General features: G+C 64.2%; 20 protein-coding genes. 4 read left to right on the top strand and 16 right to left on the bottom strand.

The window, feature by feature from the left end:
* Positions 1–72: 72 nt before the first annotated feature.
* The 8 genes from secF to pdxT form a co-directional block, all read right to left on the bottom strand.
* Positions 73–1,086 (bottom strand): protein translocase subunit SecF, encoded by a 1,014-nt coding sequence (secF, locus tag FDW84_RS03955; RefSeq protein ID WP_138606781.1) that lies wholly within the window; start codon positions 1,084–1,086, stop codon positions 73–75.
* The gene (secD, locus tag FDW84_RS03950; RefSeq protein ID WP_138606779.1) at positions 1,086–2,843 is read right to left on the bottom strand and encodes a protein translocase subunit SecD; all 1,758 of its coding nucleotides are present in this window, start codon (positions 2,841–2,843) and stop codon (positions 1,086–1,088) included. Before secD ends, secF begins: the two co-directional genes overlap by 1 nt.
* Before the next feature lie 100 nt (positions 2,844–2,943).
* Positions 2,944–3,345 carry a preprotein translocase subunit YajC gene (gene yajC, locus FDW84_RS03945; RefSeq protein WP_138607209.1) on the bottom strand — a complete coding sequence of 134 codons (402 nt, stop codon included), beginning with the start codon at positions 3,343–3,345 and terminating at the stop codon, positions 2,944–2,946.
* A 241-nt stretch (positions 3,346–3,586) separates the two neighbouring features.
* Positions 3,587–4,675, bottom strand: a complete 1,089-nt coding sequence (gene ruvB / locus FDW84_RS03940) for a Holliday junction branch migration DNA helicase RuvB (RefSeq protein ID WP_138606777.1) — start codon at positions 4,673–4,675, stop codon at positions 3,587–3,589.
* The gene (gene ruvA / locus FDW84_RS03935) at positions 4,668–5,312 is read right to left on the bottom strand and encodes a Holliday junction branch migration protein RuvA (protein ID WP_138606775.1); all 645 of its coding nucleotides are present in this window, start codon (positions 5,310–5,312) and stop codon (positions 4,668–4,670) included. Before ruvA ends, ruvB begins: the two co-directional genes overlap by 8 nt.
* 88 nt (positions 5,313–5,400) lie before the next feature.
* Positions 5,401–5,979: a crossover junction endodeoxyribonuclease RuvC gene (gene ruvC / locus FDW84_RS03930; RefSeq protein ID WP_138606773.1), complete on the bottom strand. Its 579-nt coding sequence runs from the start codon at positions 5,977–5,979 to the stop codon at positions 5,401–5,403.
* Between the two features lie 31 nt (positions 5,980–6,010).
* Complete coding sequence (locus tag FDW84_RS03925; RefSeq protein ID WP_138133823.1) at positions 6,011–6,766, bottom strand: YebC/PmpR family DNA-binding transcriptional regulator; 756 nt, start codon at positions 6,764–6,766, stop codon at positions 6,011–6,013.
* A 3-nt stretch (positions 6,767–6,769) separates the two neighbouring features.
* On the bottom strand, positions 6,770–7,480 hold the full coding sequence (pdxT, locus tag FDW84_RS03920; RefSeq protein WP_138606771.1) for a pyridoxal 5'-phosphate synthase glutaminase subunit PdxT: 711 nt from the start codon (positions 7,478–7,480) through the stop codon (positions 6,770–6,772).
* A gap of 91 nt (positions 7,481–7,571) precedes the next feature.
* Here pdxT and FDW84_RS03915 point away from each other — a divergent pair, with 91 nt between their 5' ends.
* Positions 7,572–8,864: a Mur ligase family protein gene (locus FDW84_RS03915; RefSeq protein WP_171046643.1), complete on the top strand. Its 1,293-nt coding sequence runs from the start codon at positions 7,572–7,574 to the stop codon at positions 8,862–8,864.
* Positions 8,861–9,613, top strand: a complete 753-nt coding sequence (locus FDW84_RS03910) for a type 1 glutamine amidotransferase (protein ID WP_138606767.1) — start codon at positions 8,861–8,863, stop codon at positions 9,611–9,613. Before FDW84_RS03915 ends, FDW84_RS03910 begins: the two co-directional genes overlap by 4 nt.
* Before the next feature lie 22 nt (positions 9,614–9,635).
* Here FDW84_RS03910 and FDW84_RS03905 read toward each other — a convergent pair whose 3' ends face one another.
* Positions 9,636–10,898 carry a CapA family protein gene (locus tag FDW84_RS03905; RefSeq protein ID WP_138606765.1) on the bottom strand — a complete coding sequence of 421 codons (1,263 nt, stop codon included), beginning with the start codon at positions 10,896–10,898 and terminating at the stop codon, positions 9,636–9,638.
* Between the two features lie 75 nt (positions 10,899–10,973).
* Here FDW84_RS03905 and FDW84_RS03900 point away from each other — a divergent pair, with 75 nt between their 5' ends.
* Positions 10,974–12,986, top strand: a complete 2,013-nt coding sequence (locus FDW84_RS03900; protein ID WP_138606763.1) for a M3 family metallopeptidase — start codon at positions 10,974–10,976, stop codon at positions 12,984–12,986.
* Positions 12,987–13,254: 268 nt separating this feature from the next.
* Here FDW84_RS03900 and pdxS read toward each other — a convergent pair whose 3' ends face one another.
* The 6 genes from pdxS to FDW84_RS03870 form a co-directional block, all read right to left on the bottom strand.
* Entirely contained in the window at positions 13,255–14,181 is a 927-nt protein-coding gene (gene pdxS / locus FDW84_RS03895; protein ID WP_138606761.1) for a pyridoxal 5'-phosphate synthase lyase subunit PdxS, read from the bottom strand.
* Positions 14,182–14,325: 144 nt separating this feature from the next.
* The gene (gene pgsA, locus FDW84_RS03890) at positions 14,326–14,949 is read right to left on the bottom strand and encodes a phosphatidylinositol phosphate synthase (RefSeq protein ID WP_138606759.1); all 624 of its coding nucleotides are present in this window, start codon (positions 14,947–14,949) and stop codon (positions 14,326–14,328) included.
* Positions 14,939–15,526, bottom strand: coding sequence for an HIT family protein (locus FDW84_RS03885; RefSeq protein ID WP_138606757.1), 588 nt, complete (start codon positions 15,524–15,526; stop codon positions 14,939–14,941). The genes pgsA and FDW84_RS03885 overlap by 11 nt, the downstream gene beginning before the upstream one ends.
* Positions 15,527–15,544: 18 nt before the next feature.
* A complete protein-coding gene (gene thrS / locus FDW84_RS03880) occupies positions 15,545–17,554 on the bottom strand; it encodes a threonine--tRNA ligase (protein WP_138606755.1) in 2,010 nt (669 codons plus the stop codon).
* A 115-nt stretch (positions 17,555–17,669) separates the two neighbouring features.
* Entirely contained in the window at positions 17,670–21,158 is a 3,489-nt protein-coding gene (locus FDW84_RS03875) for a DNA polymerase III subunit alpha (RefSeq protein WP_138606753.1), read from the bottom strand.
* Positions 21,155–21,490 (bottom strand): DUF6504 family protein, encoded by a 336-nt coding sequence (locus FDW84_RS03870; RefSeq protein WP_138606751.1) that lies wholly within the window; start codon positions 21,488–21,490, stop codon positions 21,155–21,157. Before FDW84_RS03870 ends, FDW84_RS03875 begins: the two co-directional genes overlap by 4 nt.
* Before the next feature lie 136 nt (positions 21,491–21,626).
* On the opposite strand from FDW84_RS03870, the gene FDW84_RS03865 reads away from it, so the two are divergent.
* A complete protein-coding gene (locus tag FDW84_RS03865) occupies positions 21,627–22,016 on the top strand; it encodes a hypothetical protein (protein ID WP_138606749.1) in 390 nt (129 codons plus the stop codon).
* Between the two features lie 18 nt (positions 22,017–22,034).
* Here FDW84_RS03865 and FDW84_RS03860 read toward each other — a convergent pair whose 3' ends face one another.
* Positions 22,035–22,355: a chorismate mutase gene (locus FDW84_RS03860; RefSeq protein ID WP_138606747.1), complete on the bottom strand. Its 321-nt coding sequence runs from the start codon at positions 22,353–22,355 to the stop codon at positions 22,035–22,037.
* Between the last annotated feature and the right edge of the window lies 1 nt (position 22,356).

The following is a 22,356-nucleotide window of genomic DNA, read 5'->3' as shown; positions in this document are numbered from 1 at the left end:
ATAACCGGGTCCTTAACCGCGGACAGGCCGGGCAACGCCGAGGTTTTGGCGTTGCCCGGCCCGCACCAGCGCTCAGGCCTGAACAGGCTCCGTGGGAGCGGTCCGGCCGGCGGCGGCACGCCTGTGCTCGACGCGCTTTGCCTGCTTCACGAGCTCAGGCTCGTTCTGGCGCAGCCAGGCATACATCGGAGCTGCCACGAAAATGGTGGCCGCCGTGCCGATGAGGATTCCGACGAACAGGGCCAGCGACAGGTCGCGCAGGGTGCCGGCACCGAGCAGCCCGGCGCCGATGAAGAGGATGGCACCGACGGGGAGGATGGCCACCATCATGGTGTTGATCGAGCGGACCAGGGTCTGGTTGACGGCGAGGTTTACTTCCTCCGCGAAAGTGCGGCGGGTCGATGTGTCCAGGTCCGCAGTGTTCTCGCGGATCTTGTCGAAGACCACCACCGTGTCATACAGGGAGTAGCTGAGGACGGTCAGGAACCCGATGATGGCCGAGGGGGTGACCTCGAAGTCGCTGAGGGCATAGACGCCTGCAGTGATGAACATCGTCACCGCCATGCCGGCGATGGCCGAGAGGGACATTTTCCAGGTGCGGAAATACAGCGCCATCAGCACGGCTGCGAGGAGCACGAAGATCACCAGGCCGATCAGGGCCTGCTTGGTGACGTCTGCGCCCCACGTCGGACCCACGAAGGTTGAGGTCACCTCGTTGTCGGTAACGCCGTACGCACTGGTGAGTCCTTCCTTGATGCGAAGCGTCTCATCGTCAGTGAGTTTGTCCGTCTGGATCCGCATGGTGGTTCCAGCCACGTTCGCCACCCGGGGCACACTGCCGGGCACGACGTCCGTGACGGCTTTCTCACCCAGGGCGGCATCGGTGGTCTGGACGTTGGAGACCGTGAATTCGGATCCGCCACGGAACTCGATGCCAAGGTTGAAGCCGCCCTTGGCCAAGGGGATGATGATCGACAGGGCAACCGCCACCGCCGCGATGATGAACCAGAGCTTCTTAGCGCCTACGAAGTTATAGGACCGCTTTCCGGTGTAGAGCTCGTTGCCGAAGTTGGCGAAGCCTGACATTACTTGTTCTCCTTCGCTGAGGACTTCGAGGAGCCCGCGAGCTGCTCCTGCTTCTCCGCCAGGCGGCGTTCGGCGATGGTCATCCTGCGCTCCGCTTCGGCGGCGGCACCGGCGTTCTTGACGCGGCCCACGGCCGGCTTGGCTTCCGGGGTACGGATGCGCCCGGCGCCGCGGTAGAGCGGCACCGCGCCCAGACGCTTGGGGTCAAGGCCGGACAGCGGGTGGCCCTCCCCGAAGAACCTCGTGCGCGCCAGCAGCTGCAGTGTCGGGTGGGTGAACATGAACACCACGATGAGGTCCGCGATGGCCGTCAAACCTAGGGTGAAGGCGAATCCGCGGACGTTGCCCACGGCCACGAAATACAGCACCAGTGCGGCCAGCAGGTTGACGGCCTTGGAGGCAAGGACAGTCCGCTTGGCCCGCTTCCAGCCGTTCTCCACGGCGGAGACCAGGCCGCGGCCCTCGCGGAGTTCGTCACGGATCCGTTCAAAGTAGACGATGAAGGAGTCCGCGGTCTGGCCGATGGCCACGATGATGCCGGCCACACCTGCCAGGGACAGCCGGTAGTTCTCAGTCCAGCCCAGAATGGCGATGGCGAGATACGTGAGGACGCCGGCAACCACCAGCGATGCGATAGTGACGAAGCCCAGGGCCCGGTACTGGAACAGGGAGTAGACCACCACCAGCAGGAGGCCGATGATGCCGGCGAGCAGGCCCATCCGCAGCTGCTCGCCGCCAAGGGTGGCGGAGATCTGCTGCTCGCTCTGGATCTCGAAGCTGATGGGCAGGGCACCGAAGCGGAGCTGGTCAGACAGGGTTTTTGCGGTCTGCTCGGTAAAGCCGCCCGTGATCTGGGGGCGGCCGTCCGTGATCACTGCAAGTGACCGCGGCGCCGAAATGACCTGGTCATCGAGCACAATCGCGAACTGGGCCTTGGGGTCGTTGCCGGAGTCACCGCCGGCTGCCACGTAGAACTGGTTCAGGCGCTCGGTGACCTCTTTGAACTTCGCCGTGCCCTCGTCGTCGAACTGGATGTTCACCGCCCAGTCGTTGGTGACGGCGCCCTGTGCACCCTGCTGGAGCTGGAAGGAGGAGGTGACAATGTTGCCGCCCTTAACCTCTACGGGACCAAGGATGTACTTGATGGCAGGGTTCGTGTCCGAGGCAGGCTCGCAGGTCACCAGCGGCTTGGCGGGATCCGAGCGTTCCTGCTCGTCCTGTGCAGGGTTGTCGCAGTCAAGTGCTTCAAACTGGCGGTAGAGCTCGGGGGTGATCCAGTTGGTGTCGCTGCTGTTGGCGGGTTCGGCCGTCGGCTTGGGCAGCTGGTCCTCGGGCGCCCGCTGGTCTTCCGGTACCGGTGCGCCGGCGGCGGAAAGCAGGACTGGCCGGAAGTTCATGTCGGCGGATGCCTGGATCAGGTCGCGCGTCTGGCTGGAGGGCGTGCCGGGAAGGCTGACCACCACGTTGCGCCCGGACTGGGTGCTGATTTCGGCTTCGGCGACGCCGGAGCCGTCCACACGCTGGCGGATGATCGCCACGGCCTGGTTGAGCTGTTCCTCATTGATGTCAGAACCGCCCTCGACTTTGGGCGCCAGGATCATCTGGGTACCGCCTTCGAGGTCCAAGGCCAGTTTCGGAGCCCAGCTGGCCTGCCCGGCAAGGGTGCCGCCGGCCAGGACCGCAGTGAGCGCGGCGAGGAGTACGCCGAGCCAGACCAGGACCCTGAGGCCTGGTTTTTTGGGGCCAGTTCGTGCCATTGTCGATCTTTCTCTTATTCACGGAGGAACCGCCGGTGCGTGCCCATGCTTGCACCGGCGGTGGTCCGCAGCGGTAGAGGTTGGAAAGGGAAAGCGGGGACTAGCTGTCCTTCTTGCCCTCATCGTTGAGGCGCTTGAGGGTCTCGTCCGTCGTCTCGGGTGCGGTGGCGGTGGTGCCGCCTTCCGTTGCCGTGAGGGAAGAGGCATCATCGGGCACGGCGGACCCGGCGGCTGCGGAGGACGGCCCGGCGGCAGGTTCCACGATCTTGGTAACGGCCTGGCGGTGGATGGTGGCAAGGTTTCCCGGGGAAAGTTCGAGGGTGACCTTGTTCTCCTCCTCGTCAATGGCAACGATGCGGCCAAACAGGCCGAAACTCGTCATGACCTCAACGCCGGGGGCAAACTGCGACTGCAGCTGTGCCTGCTGCTGCTGGGTCTTCTTGTTGCGGCGGAACATCATGAAGATGAAGATGCCGAGCATCGCGAACAGCAGGATCGACATGATGTCGATGCCGCCGCCGGGCTGGGTAGTGGTGGTCTGGGCAGTGATATGTCCGAACACGGGGAAGTTCCATTCTGTACTTGCGTGAAGCCGATTGACAGCGCCGTCCGCTTTGAACGTGTGGGCTGGCGAAGGAGCTTGCCATCCATCCACGGGCTGCCGTTGATGCCGCCTGCGGGAACAAAGACCCGAACGTGCCGAGCGTCATACCAGTCTAAAGGGAAAAACTGAAGGGAGGCTGTTATCGGCCTTCCGGCGCCCATTCCCCTGCCGGTCCGGCATCCCCCTCTGCCGGTTCGAACAGGTCCAGCTGCTCCTGCGCAAAGACACCGGAAGGGATGGCATAGCCAAGGTGGGTCCATGCTGGCGCCATGGCTATCCTGCCACGCGGCGTGCGTCCCAGCAGCCCCTCCCGGACCAGGAAGGGCTCGGCCACTGTTTCCACTGTCTCGGTTTCCTCCCCCACCGCGATGGCCAGCGTTGAAAGGCCAACCGGACCGCCGCCGAACTTGGTGATCAGCGCGTCCAAAACCGCGCGGTCAAGCCTGTCCAGGCCCTTCTTGTCCACCTCGTACATGTCCAGGGCCGCTGACGCCGCACGGGCGTCGATCTGGTCGATCCCGTGGACCAGCGCCCAGTCCCGTACCCGCCGCAGCAGCCTGTTGGCGATGCGCGGCGTACCGCGGGACCGTCCGGCGATTTCGGTGAAGCCGGCCGAGTTGACCTTGAGGTCCAGCAGGCCGGCAGAGCGCCGCAGCACAAGTTCGAGTTCCGGCACGGAATAGAACTCCAAATGTCCAGTGAACCCGAAACGGTCGCGCAGGGGCCCGGGAAGCAGGCCGGCCCGGGTAGTGGCGCCAACCAGGGTGAAAGGCGGCAGTTCCAGCGGAATTGCCGTGGCACCGGCTCCCTTGCCCACCACGATGTCCACCCGGAAGTCCTCCATGGCCATGTAGAGCATTTCTTCAGCCGGCCGCGACATCCTGTGGATTTCGTCCAGGAAGAGGACCTCGCCTTCGGAGAGGGAGGACAGGATGGCGGCCAGGTCACCGGCGTGCTGGATGGCCGGCCCGCTGCTGATCCGCAGCGGCGCGTTCATCTCGGCGGCCACGATCATGGCGAGGGTGGTTTTGCCCAGGCCCGGCGGACCGGAGAAGAGCACGTGGTCCGCACTGCGCCCCCGCATCCGGGAGGCTTTCAGCACCAGTGACAGCTGTTTCCGCACCCGGTGTTGACCCACGAAATCATCCAGGTTCTTGGGCCGCAGCGCTGCCTCGATGGCCCTTTCTTCGGGTTCCTCCCCCGCAGCCACCAGTGACGGTTCAGCCACGGCTGCCTACGCGGTTGCCGGCCCGGGCACCGTCCTGCCCCAGCCACCGGAGCGTGGTCCGCAGGATCTCGGGCACGTTGCCCCGGAACGAGACTTCGGGTTCCTCGGCCAGCGCCTTGTCGATGCTCGAGGAAGCGTCCTTTTCGGACCAGCCAAGGCTTGTCATGGCCGCGACAACCTGCGGTTTCCAGGCTGCCTCCGCCGCAGTAGGCGCTCCTGCCGCCCCTGCCGTGCCCTGCGGCACCAGCTTGCCTGCCAGCTCAAGAACAATCCGCCCTGCCACTTTGGGGCCGATCCCGGGCACCTTGGTGAACGTTTTGCTGTCGCCGGTGTGCGCTGCAACCCGGATGGCTTCGGGGTCGTGGACGGCGAGGACCGCCAGCGCCAGCCTCGGGCCAACCCCGCTGACACTGAGCAGAACGTCAAAAACCTCGCGCTCGTCGTCGGACGCGAAACCAAAAAGCGTAAGCGAATCCTCGCGGACGATCAGTGACGTGAAAAGCTGCCCTTCCTCCCCCATGCGCAGCCGGCTCAAAGTCTGCGGGGTGGCGTTGACGCTCATGCCCGCTCCGTTGAGGTCGATCACGGCGGTGGAAAGGCCCACGTGGGCTACCGTCCCGCGGAGGAAACTGATCAAGGCCGGGCTCCTGGTGTACTGCCGACTCCCTGCGCAGGACCGGCTATCCGAACATATCTACGAACACCCTAGCAAGGGGCCAGGACGTTCAGCGTGCGCGGCGCGCTTTTGCTTCCGCCTCGGCCCATGCCCGCTGGGCAGGTGTCAGGGATGAACTCCCGGGGCCGGTGGTCGCGACGGTGGCACCGCTGCCGGCCCGCCAGGCGTGGGTGATGGCCAGGGCGAGGGCATCGGCGGCGTCAGCAGGACGCGGCGGCGCATCCAGGCGAAGGATCTTAGTGACGAGCTTGGTTACTGCATCCTTGTTGGAGGATCCACTGCCCGTAACGGCAGCCTTGACCTCTGACGGGGTGTGGAGAGCCACCGGGATCCCCCGGCGGGCGGCCGCTGCGATCACCACGCCTGAGGCCTGGGCCACACCCATGACGGTGCTGACGTTCAGCTGGGAAAAGACGCGCTCGACGGCGAGGACCTGCGGTTCGTACCTGTCCAGCCATTCATCGATCGAGGACGCGATGACCAGCAGCCGCTGGTCCAGGGTTTCATCGGGCGACGTTCCCACCACGCCCACGGCCACCATTGTGGCCCGCCTGTTCCGTTCGACATCCACCACGCCAATCCCGCACCGGGTCAGGCCCGGGTCCACCCCGAGGACGCGCAGCGTCACGGCTGTGCGCGTTGGGCGGGCAGGCGGAGCGTCACTCAGCTTCCAGGGCAGCCTGGACGTCGTCGCTGAGGTCGGCGTTGCTGTAGACGTTCTGGACGTCGTCGAGGTCTTCGAGGGCGTCAGCGAGCTTCAGGAACTTGCGTGCGCCGTCGACGTCGAGTTCCACCTGCATGGACGGAACGAACTCCACCTCGTCGGTGTCGTATTCGATGCCGGCTTCCTTGAGCGCCTCCCGGATTGCGGGAAGATCGCCCGGCTCCGAGTGGATTTCGAACGTGTCGCCGTTGTCCTTTACTTCCTCGGCTCCCGCCTCCAGCACGGCCATCAGGACGTCGTCCTCGCTGAGGCCGTTCTTGGGCAGGTTGACAACGCCCTTGCGGGTGAAGAGGTAGCTGACGGAGCCGGGATCGGCGATGGTGCCGCCGTTGCGGGAGATGGCCAGGCGGACCTCGGAGGCGGCGCGGTTCTTGTTGTCGGTGAGGCATTCGATCAGCAGTGCGGAACCCTGGGGGCCGCGGGCTTCGTACATGATTTCGGTGTAGTCGACCACTTCACCGGTGAGGCCGGCGCCGCGCTTGATGGCGCGGTCGATGTTGTCGTTGGGGACCGAGGTCTTCTTCGCCTTGGTGACTGCCAGTTCCAGGCCCGGGTTGCCGGCCAGGTCCGGTCCACCCATGCGGGCTGCGACTTCGATGTTCTTGATCAGTTTGGCGAACGACTTGGCGCGGCGGCTGTCGATGATCGCCTTCTTGTGCTTGGTCGTCGCCCATTTGGAGTGGCCTGACATGCTTTACGCTTCTCCTCTGATCATGCGGATAAAAAGTTCATGTACGCGTTTTTCCCCGGTCACTTCCGGATGGAAGGAGGTGGCCAGCAGGTGGCCGGAACGCACTGCAACAATTCTAGCCGTCCCGGGCAGCTCGGCCGCGTGGGACGCATGCTCCGGGTCCGCCGGTTCCACCTGGGCCAGGACTTCGACGCCGGACCCTACGCGTTCCACCCACGGGCCGCGGATGAACACTGCATGGACGGGCGGGACGCCGTCTTCGGTGGCGCTGAACTCGAGGCCCTTGAACTCCAGGTCCGTCTCGAAGGACTCGCGCTGGCGGCCGAAGGCGTTGCGCCGGACGCTGATGTCCAGCCCGCCGAACGTCTGCTGGGGGGCACCGGAGAGGTCGGTGGCGGGATCCGCGATGTCCTCGGCCATAAGGATCATGCCGGCGCAGGAGCCGTAAACAGGCAGCCCTTCGCGGATCCGTTCACGCAGCGGCTCCGCCAGTTCGAAGGCCCGTGCCAGCTTGTCGATGGCCGTGGACTCGCCGCCGGGAATGACAAGCCCGTCCAGCCCGTCCAGCTCCTTTGGCCGGCGGATGCCCACTGCCTCGGCGCCGGTCGCTTCGATGGTGCGGAGGTGTTCACGGAAGTCGCCCTGAAACGCCAGGACGCCGATCCGAAGGCCAGCGCCAGGGCGCGCTGGATCAGCTGAAAGGGATTGTGCCATCCATCCAGCATACGGGCCGGAGAGGCCGCGGCGTTCCTGCCGTGACGTCCCGGGCGGCGGTTCCATGCCCGTGCTGGGATATATTCGAAACATGTTTTCCTTCAGTGTTCCGCTCGGCAAGCTGGTCCGCCGGGCGTCCCGGCTCCGGGGCGGCGGTTCGGCCCTGCCGGGCCTGGTGGTCGAAAAAATTGACCCCGGCTTCATGCGGCGGACGCTCACCACCCTCCCCCACGGGGTGGCGGTGGTCAGCGGCACCAACGGGAAGACCACCACCACCAAAATGGTGGTTGAACTGCTGGAAAGCCAGGGGCTCAAGGTCTTCACCAACCGCACGGGCAGCAATTTCACCCGCGGCGTTGCAGCTGCCCTGCTCGGTGAGGTGGACTGGCGCGGCCGGCTCGAGGCGGATGTCGCTGTCCTGGAGCTGGACGAAGCCCATGCCGTGCACTTCGTCAACAGTGTCCCGCCCCGCTACTGCCTGCTTCTCAATGTCCTGCGGGACCAGCTTGACCGGTTCGGTGAAATCGACAAGACGGCCCAGCTGCTCCAGCACATCGCCGCCAAAACCACCGGCACGGTGGTCCTGAACCGCGAAGACCCGCGGGTGGCCCGGATCGCCGAAACGCTCACGGGGCAGGAAGTCAGGTACTTCGGCCTGGACGATTCCCTGCTGGCTACCTTTCCGAACGACGACGACATGCGCGCCGCTCCCGGCAGCCCCGCCCCGGCGGACCTTCCGGAAAAGCCCGCAGCCGACGTCGTGCTTCGCAAAGTGGGCGCTGACAGCGCCGAGTTTGAGTACGACGGCGGCAGGGTCACCACCGGGATGAAGCTGCGGGGCGTGTACAACATCTTCAACGCAGCCGCGGCACTGACCCTGGCGCGGAGCATCTGCGGCGGAGGTGCCGTCGACGCGGACCATGCCACGCTGCTGCAGGCCCTCTCCCAGGTGGCGCCCGCCTTCGGCCGCGGCGAAAGCCTCACCGTCGACGGCCAGCCGCTGGACCTGGTGCTGGTCAAGAACCCCAGCGGCTTCCGGCTGGGACTGAAGTCGTTTCCGGCAGGCGGCTACGCCACGATGATCGCCATCAACGACAACTACGCGGACGGCCGCGACATGTCCTGGCTCTGGGACGTGGAGTTCGACTCCCTGCGCGAGGGTGGGGTGGACCAGCTCACCGGCTCCCGCGCTTACGACATGGCACTGCGCCTGCAGTACGACGACGTCCGGATCGGTGCGGTGGAAACGGAGATCGCCCCGGCACTGGCCGCCTTCATCAGGGAAGCGCAGGGAAAGCCGAAACGCATCTTCTGCACCTACACAGCCATGCTGGCCATCCGCCGCGAGCTGTCCAAAATCACCACGGTGGAGGTTGTCTCTTGAGCCAGGCAGGTCCGGGGTACCCGGATGAGAGCAAGGGCACCATTAAGGTGGCCCAGCTGTATCCGCGCGACATGAACATTTACGGCGACTGGGGAAACGCCCTGGTACTCCAGCGCCGGATCGGCTGGCATGGGTATACCCCTGAGCTGGTTGAGTACAACGTGGGCGATGATTTCCCGCAGGACGTGGACATCATCGTGGGCGGCGGCGGCCAGGACAGCGGCCAGCTCGTCATCCAGGACGACCTCCAGTCGCGGGCAGGGGTACTTAAGGACCTGGCCGAGGACGGCGCCCCGATGCTGCTGATCTGCGGCCTTTACCAGCTTTTCGGACGTTTCTTCAAAACCCGGACTGGAGCCATCATCCCGGGCATCGGCGTCCTGGACGTGGAGACGCACGGCACGGATGAGCGCCTGATCGGGAACGTCAAAGTCTCCACACCTGAGTTCGGCGAAGTCCTGGGTTACGAAAACCACAGCGGACAGACCACGTTAGGCAGTGGGGTCCGGCCCCTGGGCACCGTACCGAAGGGCACCGGCAACAACAGCAGTGACGGCCACGAAGGAGCGCGGTACCGGAACATCGTGGCGAGCTACCTGCACGGATCGTTGCTTCCAAAGAACCCTGCCATCGCGGATTTCCTGATCCGGACCGCAGCTGAGCGCAAGTACGGCACCTTCGTGCCAGGCAACCCGGACGACCGCTATGCAGAACTGGCCCGGGAACACGCCGCACGGCGCCCCCGCTGAAAGTCCGGAGTTGGACTGCGCGTCAGGGTTCGCGCGTCACCAAAAGTTCACGGGCGCCCGCGGCAGCTGCACCCATTGATTCCAGCACGCCGATGGTCCGCTGCCTGGTGGCGGCGTCGGCTTCCGGGCCGGCGCAGCTTCCCTGCGGCAGGTCGGAGGCGACCGAACACCAGCGGTAGGGATCCCGGACCATTACTGACGGGGCCCAGGCAAGGTCCGTGGCGGACCATCTGCCCGCGGAGTCCTGGCCGAACTGCACCCGGACCAGCAGGCCTTCATTGTTGACGACGTGCCAGGGCGAGAGCTCCGTGACACCGTTACCCAGCCCGTAAACGATCCAGGTGCCTTTGTAGTGTTCGATGGGCAGCACGGAATGGGTGTGGTGGCCATGTACCAGGTTGAACTGTCCACTGTCCACCAGGGCGTGCGCCACCTCCTGCTGCTGGGCGTTGGGCGCACTGGCATATTCGTCCCCCGCATGCATGGCAGCCAGCACGATGTCTGCCCCCAGCGACCGGGCCTTCTGCGCCTTGGCAATCATTGCCGGGGCGTCCAGCATGTCTACCTGCCAGGGGTGGTCCGGCACCAGACCGTTGAGTCCGTAGGTCGCTTGGATGAGGGCGACCTTTGCCGCCGGCGTCTGCAGGATCAGCACCCCTTGGGATTCGATTTCAGTGCGGTAGGAACCGGTGTGCTCAAGGCCGGCGGCGTCCAACTGGTCGAGGGTGCGCAGCAGCCCGTCGGTCCCGCGGTCGATGGTGTGGTTGCTGGCCGTTGTACAGGCCTGGTACCCGACCTCCTTTGATGCGGTGATGATCTGAGGTGGAACGTTGAAGGACGGGTAGGCCGAGAATGGTCCCTCCGGTCCCGCCACCGGAGTCTCCTGGTGGCAGATGGCCAGGTCGCTCTTGTCGATGTACCTCCGCTGGCCTTCCAGGAGCGGTACGAAGTCCAGCCCCGGCCTGCCCGCGGCTGCCGCGTCCTGCTCCGCCTGCTGCCACAGCTGGGCATGAATGAGCATGTCCCCCGTAACCAGCACCGAGGTACAGCGAAGCACAGGGCAGGCGGCGCCCTTCCCTGGGGTGGGAGCGGGAGCCGGGGTGGAAGGGGCAGGCTGAGCCGCGCTGCCGGCGGGTGCGGCACTGGCGGAGACTGACGCCGTCGGAGGCCGCGCTGCATCATCCTGCTCAGCGGCCAGGCCACAGCCGGCCAGCGCGGCTGCCAGCAGCAACGCGGAGATGGTGGCGCGGCGATGCGCCCGACCCGAACCGGTTCTGTTCCCCATAGGGGCAATTCTAGAGAGGGCGGCGTGGCGTGGCGCACATTGAGAAGCGTGGCTCGCTGTGGAAGGTTGTAAGTCATGACCAACCCTCTTTTGGTGCCCAGTCCCTTGCCCTACGGACTGCCGCCCTTCGCTGAGATTGAGACCCCACACTTCGAAGAAGCCATCGAGGCGGGTCTGGCCGCGCACCTCGGAGAGATCCAGGCCATCGTGGATGATCCGGCCCCTGCCACCTTTGAAAACACCGCGCTGGCGATGGAGCGGTCCGGCCGGCTGCTGGACAGGGCAGCGGCCACGTTCTTCACGCTTGTCTCGGCTGATGCTTCCGACCCCATCAGGGACCTTGAAACCAAACTTTCCCCGCTGTTCTCAGCCCACCAGGACGAGGTGTTCCTCAACCGGGCGCTTTTCGAGCGCTTCTCCTCAATTAATACTGCAGGGTGCGACGCCGAGTCCGTGCGCCTGGTGCAGGAATACCTCAAGGAGTTCCGGCAGTCCGGTATCCAGCTCGACGCAGCGGGCCAGGAAAGGCTCAGGGCGATCAACGCCGAGCTGGCCCGGCTGGGCACTGAATTCGGCCAGCGCGTCAAGGAAGGGATGAAATCGGCGGCGTTGCTGCTGGATGAGGCTGCGGAACTGGCGGGGCTGACGCCGGATGACATTGCCGGTGCTGCCGAGGCTGCCCGCGCTGCCGGGCATGACGGGAAGTTCCTGCTGACGCTCATCCAGCCCAGCAACCAGCCCGCCCTGTCTGTCCTGGAAAACCGGGGAGTCCGCCGTCGGCTGTTCGAAGCGTCGGTGGCCAGGGGCAGCGGCGGCGGAAGCCTTGATGTGCTGGACCTGGCCACGTCGATGGCCCGGCTCCGCGCGGAAAAGGCAGTACTGCTCGGCTTCGCCAACTACGCGGAGCTGGTGGTGGACCGGCAGACTGCTCCTGACTTCGAGTCCGTGCAATCAATGCTCAACCGGATGGCACCGGCAGCGGTCCGCAACGCAGATGCCGAGGCCGCAGCCTTGGCGGAAGCCGCGGGGCATCCGTTGGAGGCCTGGGACTGGGCTTTCTACTCTGTGAAGGTCCGGCGCGAGAAGTACGACGTGGACGAGCAGGCCCTGCGCCCCTACTTCGAGCTGGACCGGGTATTGGAGGACGGGGTTTTCTTTGCCGCCACCTCCCTCTATGGCATTACGTTCCACGAGCGGCAGGACCTGGCCGGGTACCATCCCGACGTGCGCGTCTGGGAGGTCCGGGACGAGAACGGCATGGGACTGGGCCTGTTCCTGGGCGACTATTACACCCGGGAGTCCAAGCGGGGCGGCGCCTGGATGAACTCCCTGGTGGAGCAGTCGGCGCTGCTGGGCACCAAGCCGGTGGTCATCAATAACCTGAACATCTCCAAGCCGCCTGCAGGCGAACCCACCCTCCTGACACTGGACGAGCTGCGCACAACCTTCCATGAGTTCGGCCACGCCCTCCACGGCCTGTTCTCCCACGTTACCTACCCGCGGTTTTCCGGTACGTCGGTTCCCAGGGATTTCGTGGAGTACCCGTCCCAGGTCAACGAAATGTGGATCATGTGGCCAGAAGTGCTGGCCAACTATGCACGCCACCATGCCACCGGTGAGCCGCTGCCGCAGGAGGTTGTCGCGAAACTGAATGCGTCGCGGCTGTGGGGCGAGGGTTTCGCCACCACCGAATACCTTGGCGCGGCCCTGCTGGATCTTGCCTGGCACGTACTTGAGCCCAGCCAAGTTCCAGAGGACGCCCATGAGTTCGAGGCAAAGGCCTTGGCCGCGGCAGGAATCGCCCATCCCCTGATCCCGCCCCGGTACAGGACCGGCTACTTCCAGCACGTCTTCGCCGGCGCGGGGTACGCCGCCGGCTACTATTCCTATATCTGGAGCGAGGTCCTGGACGCCGAGACCGTCGACTGGTTCACCGAAAACGGCGGTCTCACCCGCAGCAATGGAAAACGGTTCCGGCAGGAGCTCCTCAGCCGCGGCAACAGCCGTGATCCCTTGGAGTCCTTCCGCAAGCTCCGCGGCCGGGAAGCACAACTAGAGCCACTCCTAAAGCGCCGCGGCCTCGAGTAGGGCTTCCTTACCCCCCCAACTGGGTAGCAGTAAGTGTCGCTTTGGAACTCCAAAACGACACTTACCACTACCTACTTGGGTTAAAAGAGCGACGGCGGCAGGTCCCCACAAACGTGACCCGCCGCCGTCGCGGTTTCTTACTTAGAGGCAGGTACTGGTCCGGCAGCTTGCGTAAAAGGGGCCCTGCGTCCCCGCTCGCCGCGAAGCGGCCTTAGCGGGACGTGGGGAATAGCAAGCAGAGGATCAGGACCTGCCGTAAGGCTAAGGACTACCAGCCGCGCTCGGCGAGGCGGTGCGGCTGGGGGATCTCGTCGACGTTGATGCCCACCATGGCTTCGCCCAGGCCGCGGGAGGCCTTGGCGATGACGTCGGGGTCGTCGAAGAAGGTAGTGGCCTTCACGACGGCGGCGGCGCGCTGGGCGGGGTTGCCGGACTTGAAGATGCCCGAGCCGACGAACACGCCGTCGGCGCCGAGCTGCATCATCATGGCAGCGTCAGCGGGGGTGGCGATACCGCCGGCGGTGAACAGCACCACCGGAAGCTTGCCGGCAGCGGCGACTTCCTTCACCAGTTCGTACGGGGCCTGCAGTTCCTTGGCCGCAACGTACAGCTCGTCCTCCGGGAGGGCGGAGAGCTTGGCGATCTCCGAGCGGATCTGGCGCATGTGCCCGGTGGCGTTGGAGACGTCGCCGGTGCCGGCCTCGCCCTTGGAGCGGATCATCGCAGCGCCTTCGTTAATGCGGCGCAACGCCTCACCGAGGTTGGTGGCACCGCAGACGAAGGGAACGGTGAAGTTCCACTTGTCGATGTGGTTGACGTAGTCGGCCGGGGTCAGGACCTCGGACTCGTCGATGTAGTCAACGCCCAGGGACTGCAGGACCTGGGCTTCCACGAAGTGGCCAATCCGGGCCTTGGCCATGACCGGAATGGACACGGCATCGATGATCTGGTCGATCATGTCCGGATCGGACATCCGGGACACGCCGCCCTGCGCGCGGATATCGGCCGGAACACGTTCCAGCGCCATCACAGCAACGGCACCGGCATCCTCGGCGATGCGGGCCTGTTCGACATTGACGACGTCCATGATGACGCCGCCCTTGAGCATCTCAGCCATGCCCCGCTTCACGCGGCTGCTGCCCGTGACGCTGTTCGCGGACGAACCGGCCTCGCTGCTTACATCAGGTGTAGACACAAAAACCCCTATGGGTAGATAGATGACCTTCGCCGGGTGTGCAGGCGGCATGCAGATGCCGGACTGTGCACACACGGATTGCCGGATCCATTGACCGGGCAGTCCTAATACTAGTCCCCCCGCGCCCAGCCGGCTTAATCATGCTTAATCGGCCGGCGACGGCTCCGCCAGGGCCTGCCGCCGCACGGACACGACGCGCTGCATGACCGTGACCAGGCTGGCCAGGGCGAGCAGGACGAGGGTCACCAGGAGCACCACCGGCGGAAGCCCCATGCCGGTCAGTCCTGTGACTACCAGGACTGAAACAAGCCGCTCCGCCCGTTCGGCGATGCCGATGTTGGCGGTGAAGCCCAGGGATTCGGCTTTGGCCCTGGCATAGGAAACCAGCATGCCCAGCACCAGGCAGACCATGGCTGCGACTGCGATGGGAACGTTGGCACCGCCGGTGAAGAACCAGACGGCGAGCCCGGAGAAGAGGGCGCCGTCGGCGATCCGGTCGAGGGTTGAGTCGAGGAAGTTTCCCCAACGGCTTTTCACGTCCTGCATCCTGGCCATGATGCCGTCGAGCACGTCGGAAAAGATGAACGCAGTGATGAACAGCGTTCCCCAGAGCAACTGCCCCACGGGATAGAAAACCAGGGCACCCACCACGACTCCGGCGGTGCCGATGATCGTCACAGCGTCAGGGGAAACGCCGATCCTGAGGAGCCAGCGGGCCAGCGGGGTGAACAGAGCGGTGAAGAAACCGCGGGCGTGCCTATTGAGCATCCGTCTCCCCAGGCCAGGCGTCGGCCACCTGTTGGCGGACCTCGTCGAGGGTCTGCGTGATGGCCTTGGTTTGGGCGATGATGGGGAAGAAGTTCCCGTCGCCGCCCCAGCGCGGAACGATGTGCTGGTGCAGGTGGGCGGCGATGCCTGCCCCACCCACCACGCCCTGGTTCATACCCAGGTTGAAGCCGCCCGGGTTGGCCACTTTCCGCAGGACCCGCATCGCCGTCTGCGTGAGGTCAGCGAACTCAAGGGTTTCATCGGCCGTCAGGTCGGTGTAGTCGGGAATGTGCCGGTACGGGCACACCAGGAGGTGGCCGGGATTATAGGGAAACAGGTTCAGCACCACGTAGCAGGTCTTTCCGCGGTGGACGATGAGGGCTTCCTCGTCCGTCCTTGCCGGGCCGACGCAGAAGGGGCAGTCGTTTTCATTTTTGAACTGGTGCTGCCCGCCCTTGATGTACGCCAGGCGGTGCGGAGTCCACAGGCGCTGGAAGGCGTCCGGGACACCGGCGAGGTCAAAGTCGTCGGTAACGCCGGCATCCCCTGGATAACCTGCGCCTGTGTTCTCCTGCACGGTGCTGTTCCGTTTCCGCTAGCTGGTCCGGTTACGGACGGCTTCCGTTATCCGCTTGACTGCCTCTGCCACCGGCACCCCGTTGTCCTGGCTTCCATCCCGGAAGCGGAAGGAGACAGCGCCTGCCTCGGCGTCGTCACCTCCGGCGATCAACACGAACGGGATCTTGTCCTTGCTGGCGGTGCGGATCTTCTTCGGGAACCTGTCTGAGGAGATGTCCACCTCGGCACGGATACCGGCTGCCTTCAGCTGGTCCACGACGTCGAACATGTACTCGTTGAAGGTTTCCGCCACCGGGATGCCCACCACCTGGACGGGAGCGAGCCAGGCAGGGAAGGCGCCGGCGTAGTGCTCTGTAAGAACGCCCATGAACCGCTCCACGGACCCGAAAAGCGCCCGGTGGATCATCACGGGACGCTGGCGGCTCCCGTCGGCGGCCTGGAACTCCAGTTCGAAGCGTTCAGGCAGGTTGAAGTCCAGCTGGATGGTGGACATCTGCCATGTGCGCCCCAGCGCGTCCTTGGCCTGCACCGAGATTTTGGGGCCGTAGAAGGCTGCTCCGCCCGGATCCGGCACGAGCTCCAGTCCTGACTCCTGCGCCACCTCGGCGAGGGTCCTGGTGGCTTCCTCCCAGGTGGCGTCGTCGCCCACGTACTTCTCCGGGTCCTTGGTGGACAGTTCCAGGTAGAAGTCGTTGAGCCCGTAGTCCTTGAGCAGGTCCAGGACGAAGGTCAGCGTCTTGGTCAGCTCGTCCTTCATCTGCTCGCGGGTGCAGTAGATGTGGGCGTCGTCCTGTGTCATGCCGCGAACGCGGGTGAGGCCATGCACCACGCCCGACTTCTCATACCGGTAAACAGAACCGAACTCGAAGAGGCGCAGGGGCAGTTCGCGGTAGGAGCGTCCGCGGGAGCGGAAGATCAGGTTGTGCATCGGGCAGTTCATCGGCTTCAGGTAGTAGTCCTGGCCGGGCTTGCGCACGGTGCCGTCGTCGTTGAGTTCGGCGTCAACGTGCATCGCCGGGAACATGCCGTCCCGGTACCAGTCAAGGTGGCCTGAAACCTCGTAGAGGTGGCCCTTGGTGATGTGGGGGGTGTAAACGAACTCGTAGCCTGCTTGGACGTGGCGCTGGCGGGAGTAGTCCTCCATCGCCTTGCGGATGATCCCGCCCTTGGGGTGGAACACGGGCAGGCCTGAGCCGAGCTCGTCCGGGAAGGAGAACAGGTCCAGCTCGGAGCCAAGCTTGCGGTGGTCACGCCGTTCTGCCTCGGCGATTCGCTCCTGGTAGGCCTTGAGGGCCTCCTTGGTGGGCCAGGCTGTACCGTAGATCCGCTGCAGCTGCTGGTTTTTCTGGTTGCCCAGCCAGTAGGCGGAGGATGAGCGGGTCAGTGCGAAGGCGTTGGAGATGAGCTTGGTATTGGGCAGGTGCGGCCCGCGGCAGAGGTCGCACCAAACTGTGGTTCCGTCCTTGCGCTCCACGTTGTCGTAGATGGTGATGTCGCCGGCACCGACCTCGACATTGACGCCTTCACCGGCTTCGGCGGCGTCATTCTTCTTGGCCAGGAGTTCGAGCTTGTAGGGCTCGTTCTTCATGGCTTCGCGGGCTTCATCCTCATTCACCACGCGGCGGACGAACCTCTGGTTCTGGTTGATGATCTTCTGCATCATCTTTTCGAGGGTTTTGAGGTCCTCCGGGGTGAAGGGCTCGGCAACGTCGAAATCGAAGTAGAAACCGTCTGTGATGTACGGGCCAATGCCCAGCTTGGCGTCCGGGCGCAGCTGCTGCACAGCCTGGGCCATGACGTGGGCGGTTGAGTGCCGGAGCACGTTCAGTCCGTCAGCGGAATCGATGGTCACGCCCTCAACCTCTGCGCCTTCCGGCAGCTCCTGGTCCAGGTCCTTCAGCTCGCCGTTGACACGGGCCACAACAACTTCACGGCGCTCAAAGAAGAGTTCCGCACCGGTTGTCCCGGTAGTCACCTTGGTTTCTTCGCCATCGACGAGAAGGGTGATCTGCTGGGCATCTGACACGGGTGTCTCCTATTCAAAGTTTAGGCTTCATAGCTTGTGGCGTACGGGGACCACAGCCAGCCATCGTCAATGCTATCGGTTCCGTTCAGGCCCGACCAACGCGCGCACGGGGGGATCAGCCGCTGAACCCGGTAATGGCAAGGCTCCTAATGATTCCGTCAAGTGGATGGCTGCCCGTGGGTTCCTGCTGCCGGGAATCCTGGAGAGGCAGGGTATCTGTTTGGCTCAGGTCCCAGGCCATGCTCGCGCTCAGGCTGATTCCCCGCGGGCCTGTCCGCCGGGTAGTGCCTCTAATCAGCAGCAGCCGGGTGCCAAACAGGAGCATCCCGGCCTTTTCCTGCGCCTCGTGGAAGAAAACCGAATCGATGCAGCCGGTGCCGTCGTCGATGCTGATGAAAACCACCCTTTTGCCGCCGCGCATGGGTGGCGTTTGGGTTGCCACGCGCACCCCGGCCACCAAAACTTCGGTCCCGTTGCGCAGGCCCAGGAGTTTGTCCGCGGTGGTAACTCCCAGCCTGTTGAGCATGGGCCGGTGGCTATCCATCAGGTGGCTGCTGACGTCAACTGCCATCAGGTCAAGCTCGGCACGGACATTGTCCACCAACGAAGGCGCCGGCAACCCGGGTTTGACGTTGCGCAGCTCAACATCACCCAGCGGCAGGGACAGCTGACCCTCAAGGACCTCCACTCCCTTCCGCCCACTGCCGGAAACCTGGAGCTTCTGCAGGTGATGGACGAGGTCGGCCCGGTTGGCAGTTCCTCCTGTTTCCCGGTGCAGGGAGTCAAAAGCCCCCAGCTGGGCAAGCCGCCTGATACTGGGCTTGCTGATTCTTGATCGTGCCCGGAGGTCCGCCAGAGAGTCGTAGGGCTGGCCCGCAACAATCCGCTTCAGCTCGGTTGCCGACAATCCGTATATGCCGCTCAGACTCAGCCTTATACCCAGCTTTCCTGTGTCCTGGCCTTCCTCGATCCGCTCCACCCGGTATTCCGCCTTGCTGCGGTTGATGTCCAACGGCAGGATCGGAATGCCAAGGCGCCGGGCTTCCGCGACCAGCAGCCGTTTGGGGTACATGCCCGGATCGTGCTCCCACAGCCCGGCAAGGAAAGCCTCAGGGTGGTGCGCCTTCAGCCAGGCGGACTGGTAGGTGGGGACGGCAAAGGCGGCACCATGCGCTTTGCAGAATCCGAAGCTGGCAAAGGACTTCAAAGTGTCCCAGACCTTGTCAACAACGTCAGGCGGGAAACCCTTCGCTTTAGCCTCCCGCCTGAAAAACTCCTCAACCTGGGACTCCCCCACCTCATTGCTCAAAGCCCTGCGGAACTCATCAGCCTTTGCCAGCCCACACCCGGTCATGACGTCGAGGGTCCTCAGGATCTGTTCATGGAAAACAGTCACCCCGTGGGTTTCCTTCAGCACCGGCTTCAGCAGGGGATGCGGGTACACCTCGGGGGAAAAACCGTGCCGGTGTTCCAGAAAGGGCCGGACCATGTCCGACTTCATGGGCCCTGGCCGGAACAGCGAAATATCGATGATGAGGTCGTTGAACTCCCTGGGGGCCATCTTGCCGATCAGTTCACGCTGGCCAGGGGATTCGATCTGGAAGCATCCCAGCGTATGGGTGCTCCTGATGAGTTCGAAGGTGGCTTCGTCATCCAGTGGGACGGCATTGAGATCGATGTGTCCGTTGTCAGCAATGTAGTCCGGCCCGGCACTGTCAGGGCCGGGCGAATGCCTGCCGGCAGCCACCACTTCCTTCTTTGAGGGATGGATGCGGATGATTTCCCGGACGGCAAAGGCCATGGCGCTTTGCATCCTGACACCCAGGACGTCGAGCTTAAGCATGCCCATGGGGTCCATATCGTGCTTGTCGAACTGGCTCATGGGAAGGCCCAGTCCGCTCGGCTGCACAGGTGTACGGTCCAGGAGGGTTGCATCGCCCAGGATCACACCGCAGGGATGCATCGAAATGTGGCGGGGCAGCCTGTCCAGGCGTTCCGTCAGGTCAACCAGCAGGTCGAGCTGCTGGTTCCCGTGCACGTCCCGCTGTTCCACCCGGCCGGCAAATTCCCGGAGCTCGGGTTTCTCCTGGAGCGCCTCGCGGAATTTCCGCGCCGAAAACCGCCACAACTGCTTGGCAATCTCCCCCACCTCGCCGTCGTCCATGCCCAGCGCCATTCCGGCATCCCTGACGGCTCCCCTGGCACGGTAGCCGTTCTGCATGCTCATCAACGTGACCCGTTCGGCACCGAAACGTTCAAAAATGCGGTGGTAGACGTTGTGCCGCTCAGCGCTTTCGACGTCAATGTCGATGTCCGGAAGGGTTGCACGGTCCTGGGAAAGGAAGCGTTCGAAGATCAGGTCATGCTGCAGCGGGTTCACATGGCTGACATCCATCAAATAGTTGACCAGGCTTGAGGCACCGGAACCCCGGGCGGCTGCACGCACTCCCATGTCCTGGATCATGCGTGATACTTCTGCGACTGTCAGGAAGTAGGAGGAAAAGCCCAGCTTCCTGATGATGCCGAGTTCGTGGTCCAGCCGGGCAAGCATGGCCGTGGCCTCAGCCCCCCTGATCCCCGGGAACCTCCTAATAACTCCTGCCTGGCAGCGCTGGACCAGTTCCAGGTGCGGATCCTGGCTGATCCCGATGACGGAAGCTTCAGGCACCACCGGCTGCCTCCACCCCATATCGGAGACCGGATCGATTCGGCAAAGGTCCGCGAGCGCCTCGGTCTGTGCCATCAGCTGTTTGAGGTCAGCCGCGCCATAACCTGCCGCAGCAATGATTTCCTTTCCAAGCCGGAGCATCTCATCGGGGGATTTAAGCCAACCCTGGCCGGTGGGCTGGAGCAGGGGTTCACCGGCAAGTTCAGGAAGGGATTTCAGGGTGCGGGCTGAATCGAGCACATCGGCGGTGGGTGCCCCGTCTGCAGCGCAATACCTGACGGCGTTGGTCAGGATGGCCGGAATATGGTGCTCTTCGGCCAGCTTCAGCATGCGGACAGCGTGGGCTGTGCTTAATGGCTTCCCTGGTGCGCTGAGCTGGGAGACTGTCTCGGCTACCAGCGTTCCTGCCGGCATGGAGTCCAGCCATCGCTTGAAAAGGGTCCGGGGACGAAGGTAGCGGCGACCTCCCATGGCCCTGCCGACGTCGGAATCCGGCCCGATCAGGACAGTCAAAACGGGCTTGAGGGTTTGCGGGTCAAGGGTTCGTGACGCAAGTTCGGCCCGGGTGACGGCCACCGGAACCGCTCCCCCGGACTTGCCTGTGGTGCGCGCATGGGCATCGGAGACCAGGCGGCAGAGGGCACGGTATCCTGCCCCGTTGTTGTTGCCCCGGGCCAGCACCACCACCCTGCCCGCCAACTGGGTGCGGTGGTCGCCGTCGTCGTCAAACACTGCAAGGTCAACCCCCACAATGGGGTCGATACCCGCCTCCCTGCAGGCCTTCAGGTGCTTGATGGTTCCATACAGGCCGTCCCTGTCAGTGCAGGCGAGCGCAGTTGAACCGTGGGCGGCTGCTGCCCTGGCCAGTTCTTCTGGCCAGGAGACTCCATAGTGGGCGCTGAAGGCAGTGGAAACGTGAAGATGGGTGAAGCTCATGCTGTTTTTGGCCGTAGCGCGTCATGGATCCGAAGGAGCCGCCAGCGGCCGCTGCGGATTTGCCGGGTGAGGTCAAGGGTCAAGGGTTCATCAGCCGCGCCACCATCCAGCCCGGCCTGGGACAGGACAACCTGGACGCGCCAGATTTCGTGGTCAACAAGTCCGGGACCGCTGCCCAGCGGCGCCCGGCTTTCTTCCGCCCACCATTGCCGGCGTTCATACCATCTAACAGGTTCAGCGCAGACTGAATAGGACATTCCTGCCCACACCAGGCTTTGGGGCTGCCCCTCAGGATTGCAGACGACATCCACGGATTCAGTGAACATCCCCATGGCGCCTCCCTGATTTGGTCCTCAAAGTATTCGAATACTTGTTCGAATGCTTCCAGTCTAGCGCGCCTGTACGGGTAAAGCCCAGACAAGGATCAAAGGGGTGGACGGACAGTGAGGCAGGGAGCAGGATTGTGCCATGGATACCCAAGACGCACTCCTTAGGCAGGCACAAATCAAGGCCCAGGACTCTACCCTGGTGGCAACGTTCGATATTGACGGCACCATTCCGGGATCGGGCGCCTATGTGGTGGGCCTGGTCGGCGCCACGCCTGACTATTCAACGCAGCGGCGCCTGTGCATTGAGTTTATGAACGGGGAGGCTATCGCCTTCTACTCGTTCAACCGTGAACAGGGCACGGAAGAGAACTATGATCTTTCCGGAGTATCCCACTCGGAGAACAGGATCACCGGCCACTTTCCGCTTACGGCCATTGAGGGCCTTGGCCAAGTCCATGTCATGTCTGCCTTCAGCGAGGCAGACGGGCGGGAATACCAGTCGGGGGTCCCGGTAGAGGAAGCCCTGTAGGGCCCCCTGGACGGCGGGTCATTTGGTCTCTTTGTGGACCCGCAGTTCGAGTTCGATAAAGCCGGAGATCATTGCCCGGTACGTGGACTCCACGATGTCCGGATCGATGTCCTTCTTTTCGGCGGCTGAGCGGACGTGTTCGATGATCCGCTCCACGCGGCCCGGAGCCCGGACCTCCGCGTCGTCGCCCTTCAGGGTTCCGGCTATCCTTATCAGCCGCTCGCGGCGGGCAATGAGGGTGACAATCTGGTCATCCACCTCATCCACAGCAATCCGGACGGCAGCGAGCTGTTCTTTGTCGGCCAAAGCATCCCGGTCGTTCCCTTGAATTGTCGCCATC

Source organism: Pseudarthrobacter sp. NamE5 (genome assembly GCF_005796225.1).
In the GTDB taxonomy this organism is placed as follows: domain Bacteria; phylum Actinomycetota; class Actinomycetes; order Actinomycetales; family Micrococcaceae; genus Arthrobacter.
This window is presented reverse-complemented; position numbering and strand designations above follow the sequence as displayed.

Coding starts and splice junctions, on each gene's coding strand:
- FDW84_RS03870 (WP_138606751.1), bottom strand. CDS start 21,490: ATGGGGATGTTCACTGAATCCGTGGATGTCGTCTGCAATCCTGAGGGG.
- secF (WP_138606781.1), bottom strand. CDS start 1,086: ATGTCAGGCTTCGCCAACTTCGGCAACGAGCTCTACACCGGAAAGCGG.
- FDW84_RS03860 (WP_138606747.1), bottom strand. CDS start 22,355: ATGGCGACAATTCAAGGGAACGACCGGGATGCTTTGGCCGACAAAGAA.
- FDW84_RS03900 (WP_138606763.1), top strand. CDS start 10,974: ATGACCAACCCTCTTTTGGTGCCCAGTCCCTTGCCCTACGGACTGCCG.
- pdxT (WP_138606771.1), bottom strand. CDS start 7,480: ATGGCACAATCCCTTTCAGCTGATCCAGCGCGCCCTGGCGCTGGCCTT.
- yajC (WP_138607209.1), bottom strand. CDS start 3,345: ATGTCGATCCTGCTGTTCGCGATGCTCGGCATCTTCATCTTCATGATG.
- FDW84_RS03925 (WP_138133823.1), bottom strand. CDS start 6,766: ATGTCAGGCCACTCCAAATGGGCGACGACCAAGCACAAGAAGGCGATC.
- FDW84_RS03905 (WP_138606765.1), bottom strand. CDS start 10,898: ATGGGGAACAGAACCGGTTCGGGTCGGGCGCATCGCCGCGCCACCATC.
- FDW84_RS03875 (WP_138606753.1), bottom strand. CDS start 21,158: ATGAGCTTCACCCATCTTCACGTTTCCACTGCCTTCAGCGCCCACTAT.
- FDW84_RS03915 (WP_171046643.1), top strand. CDS start 7,572: ATGTTTTCCTTCAGTGTTCCGCTCGGCAAGCTGGTCCGCCGGGCGTCC.
- secD (WP_138606779.1), bottom strand. CDS start 2,843: ATGGCACGAACTGGCCCCAAAAAACCAGGCCTCAGGGTCCTGGTCTGG.
- FDW84_RS03865 (WP_138606749.1), top strand. CDS start 21,627: ATGGATACCCAAGACGCACTCCTTAGGCAGGCACAAATCAAGGCCCAG.
- pgsA (WP_138606759.1), bottom strand. CDS start 14,949: ATGCTCAATAGGCACGCCCGCGGTTTCTTCACCGCTCTGTTCACCCCG.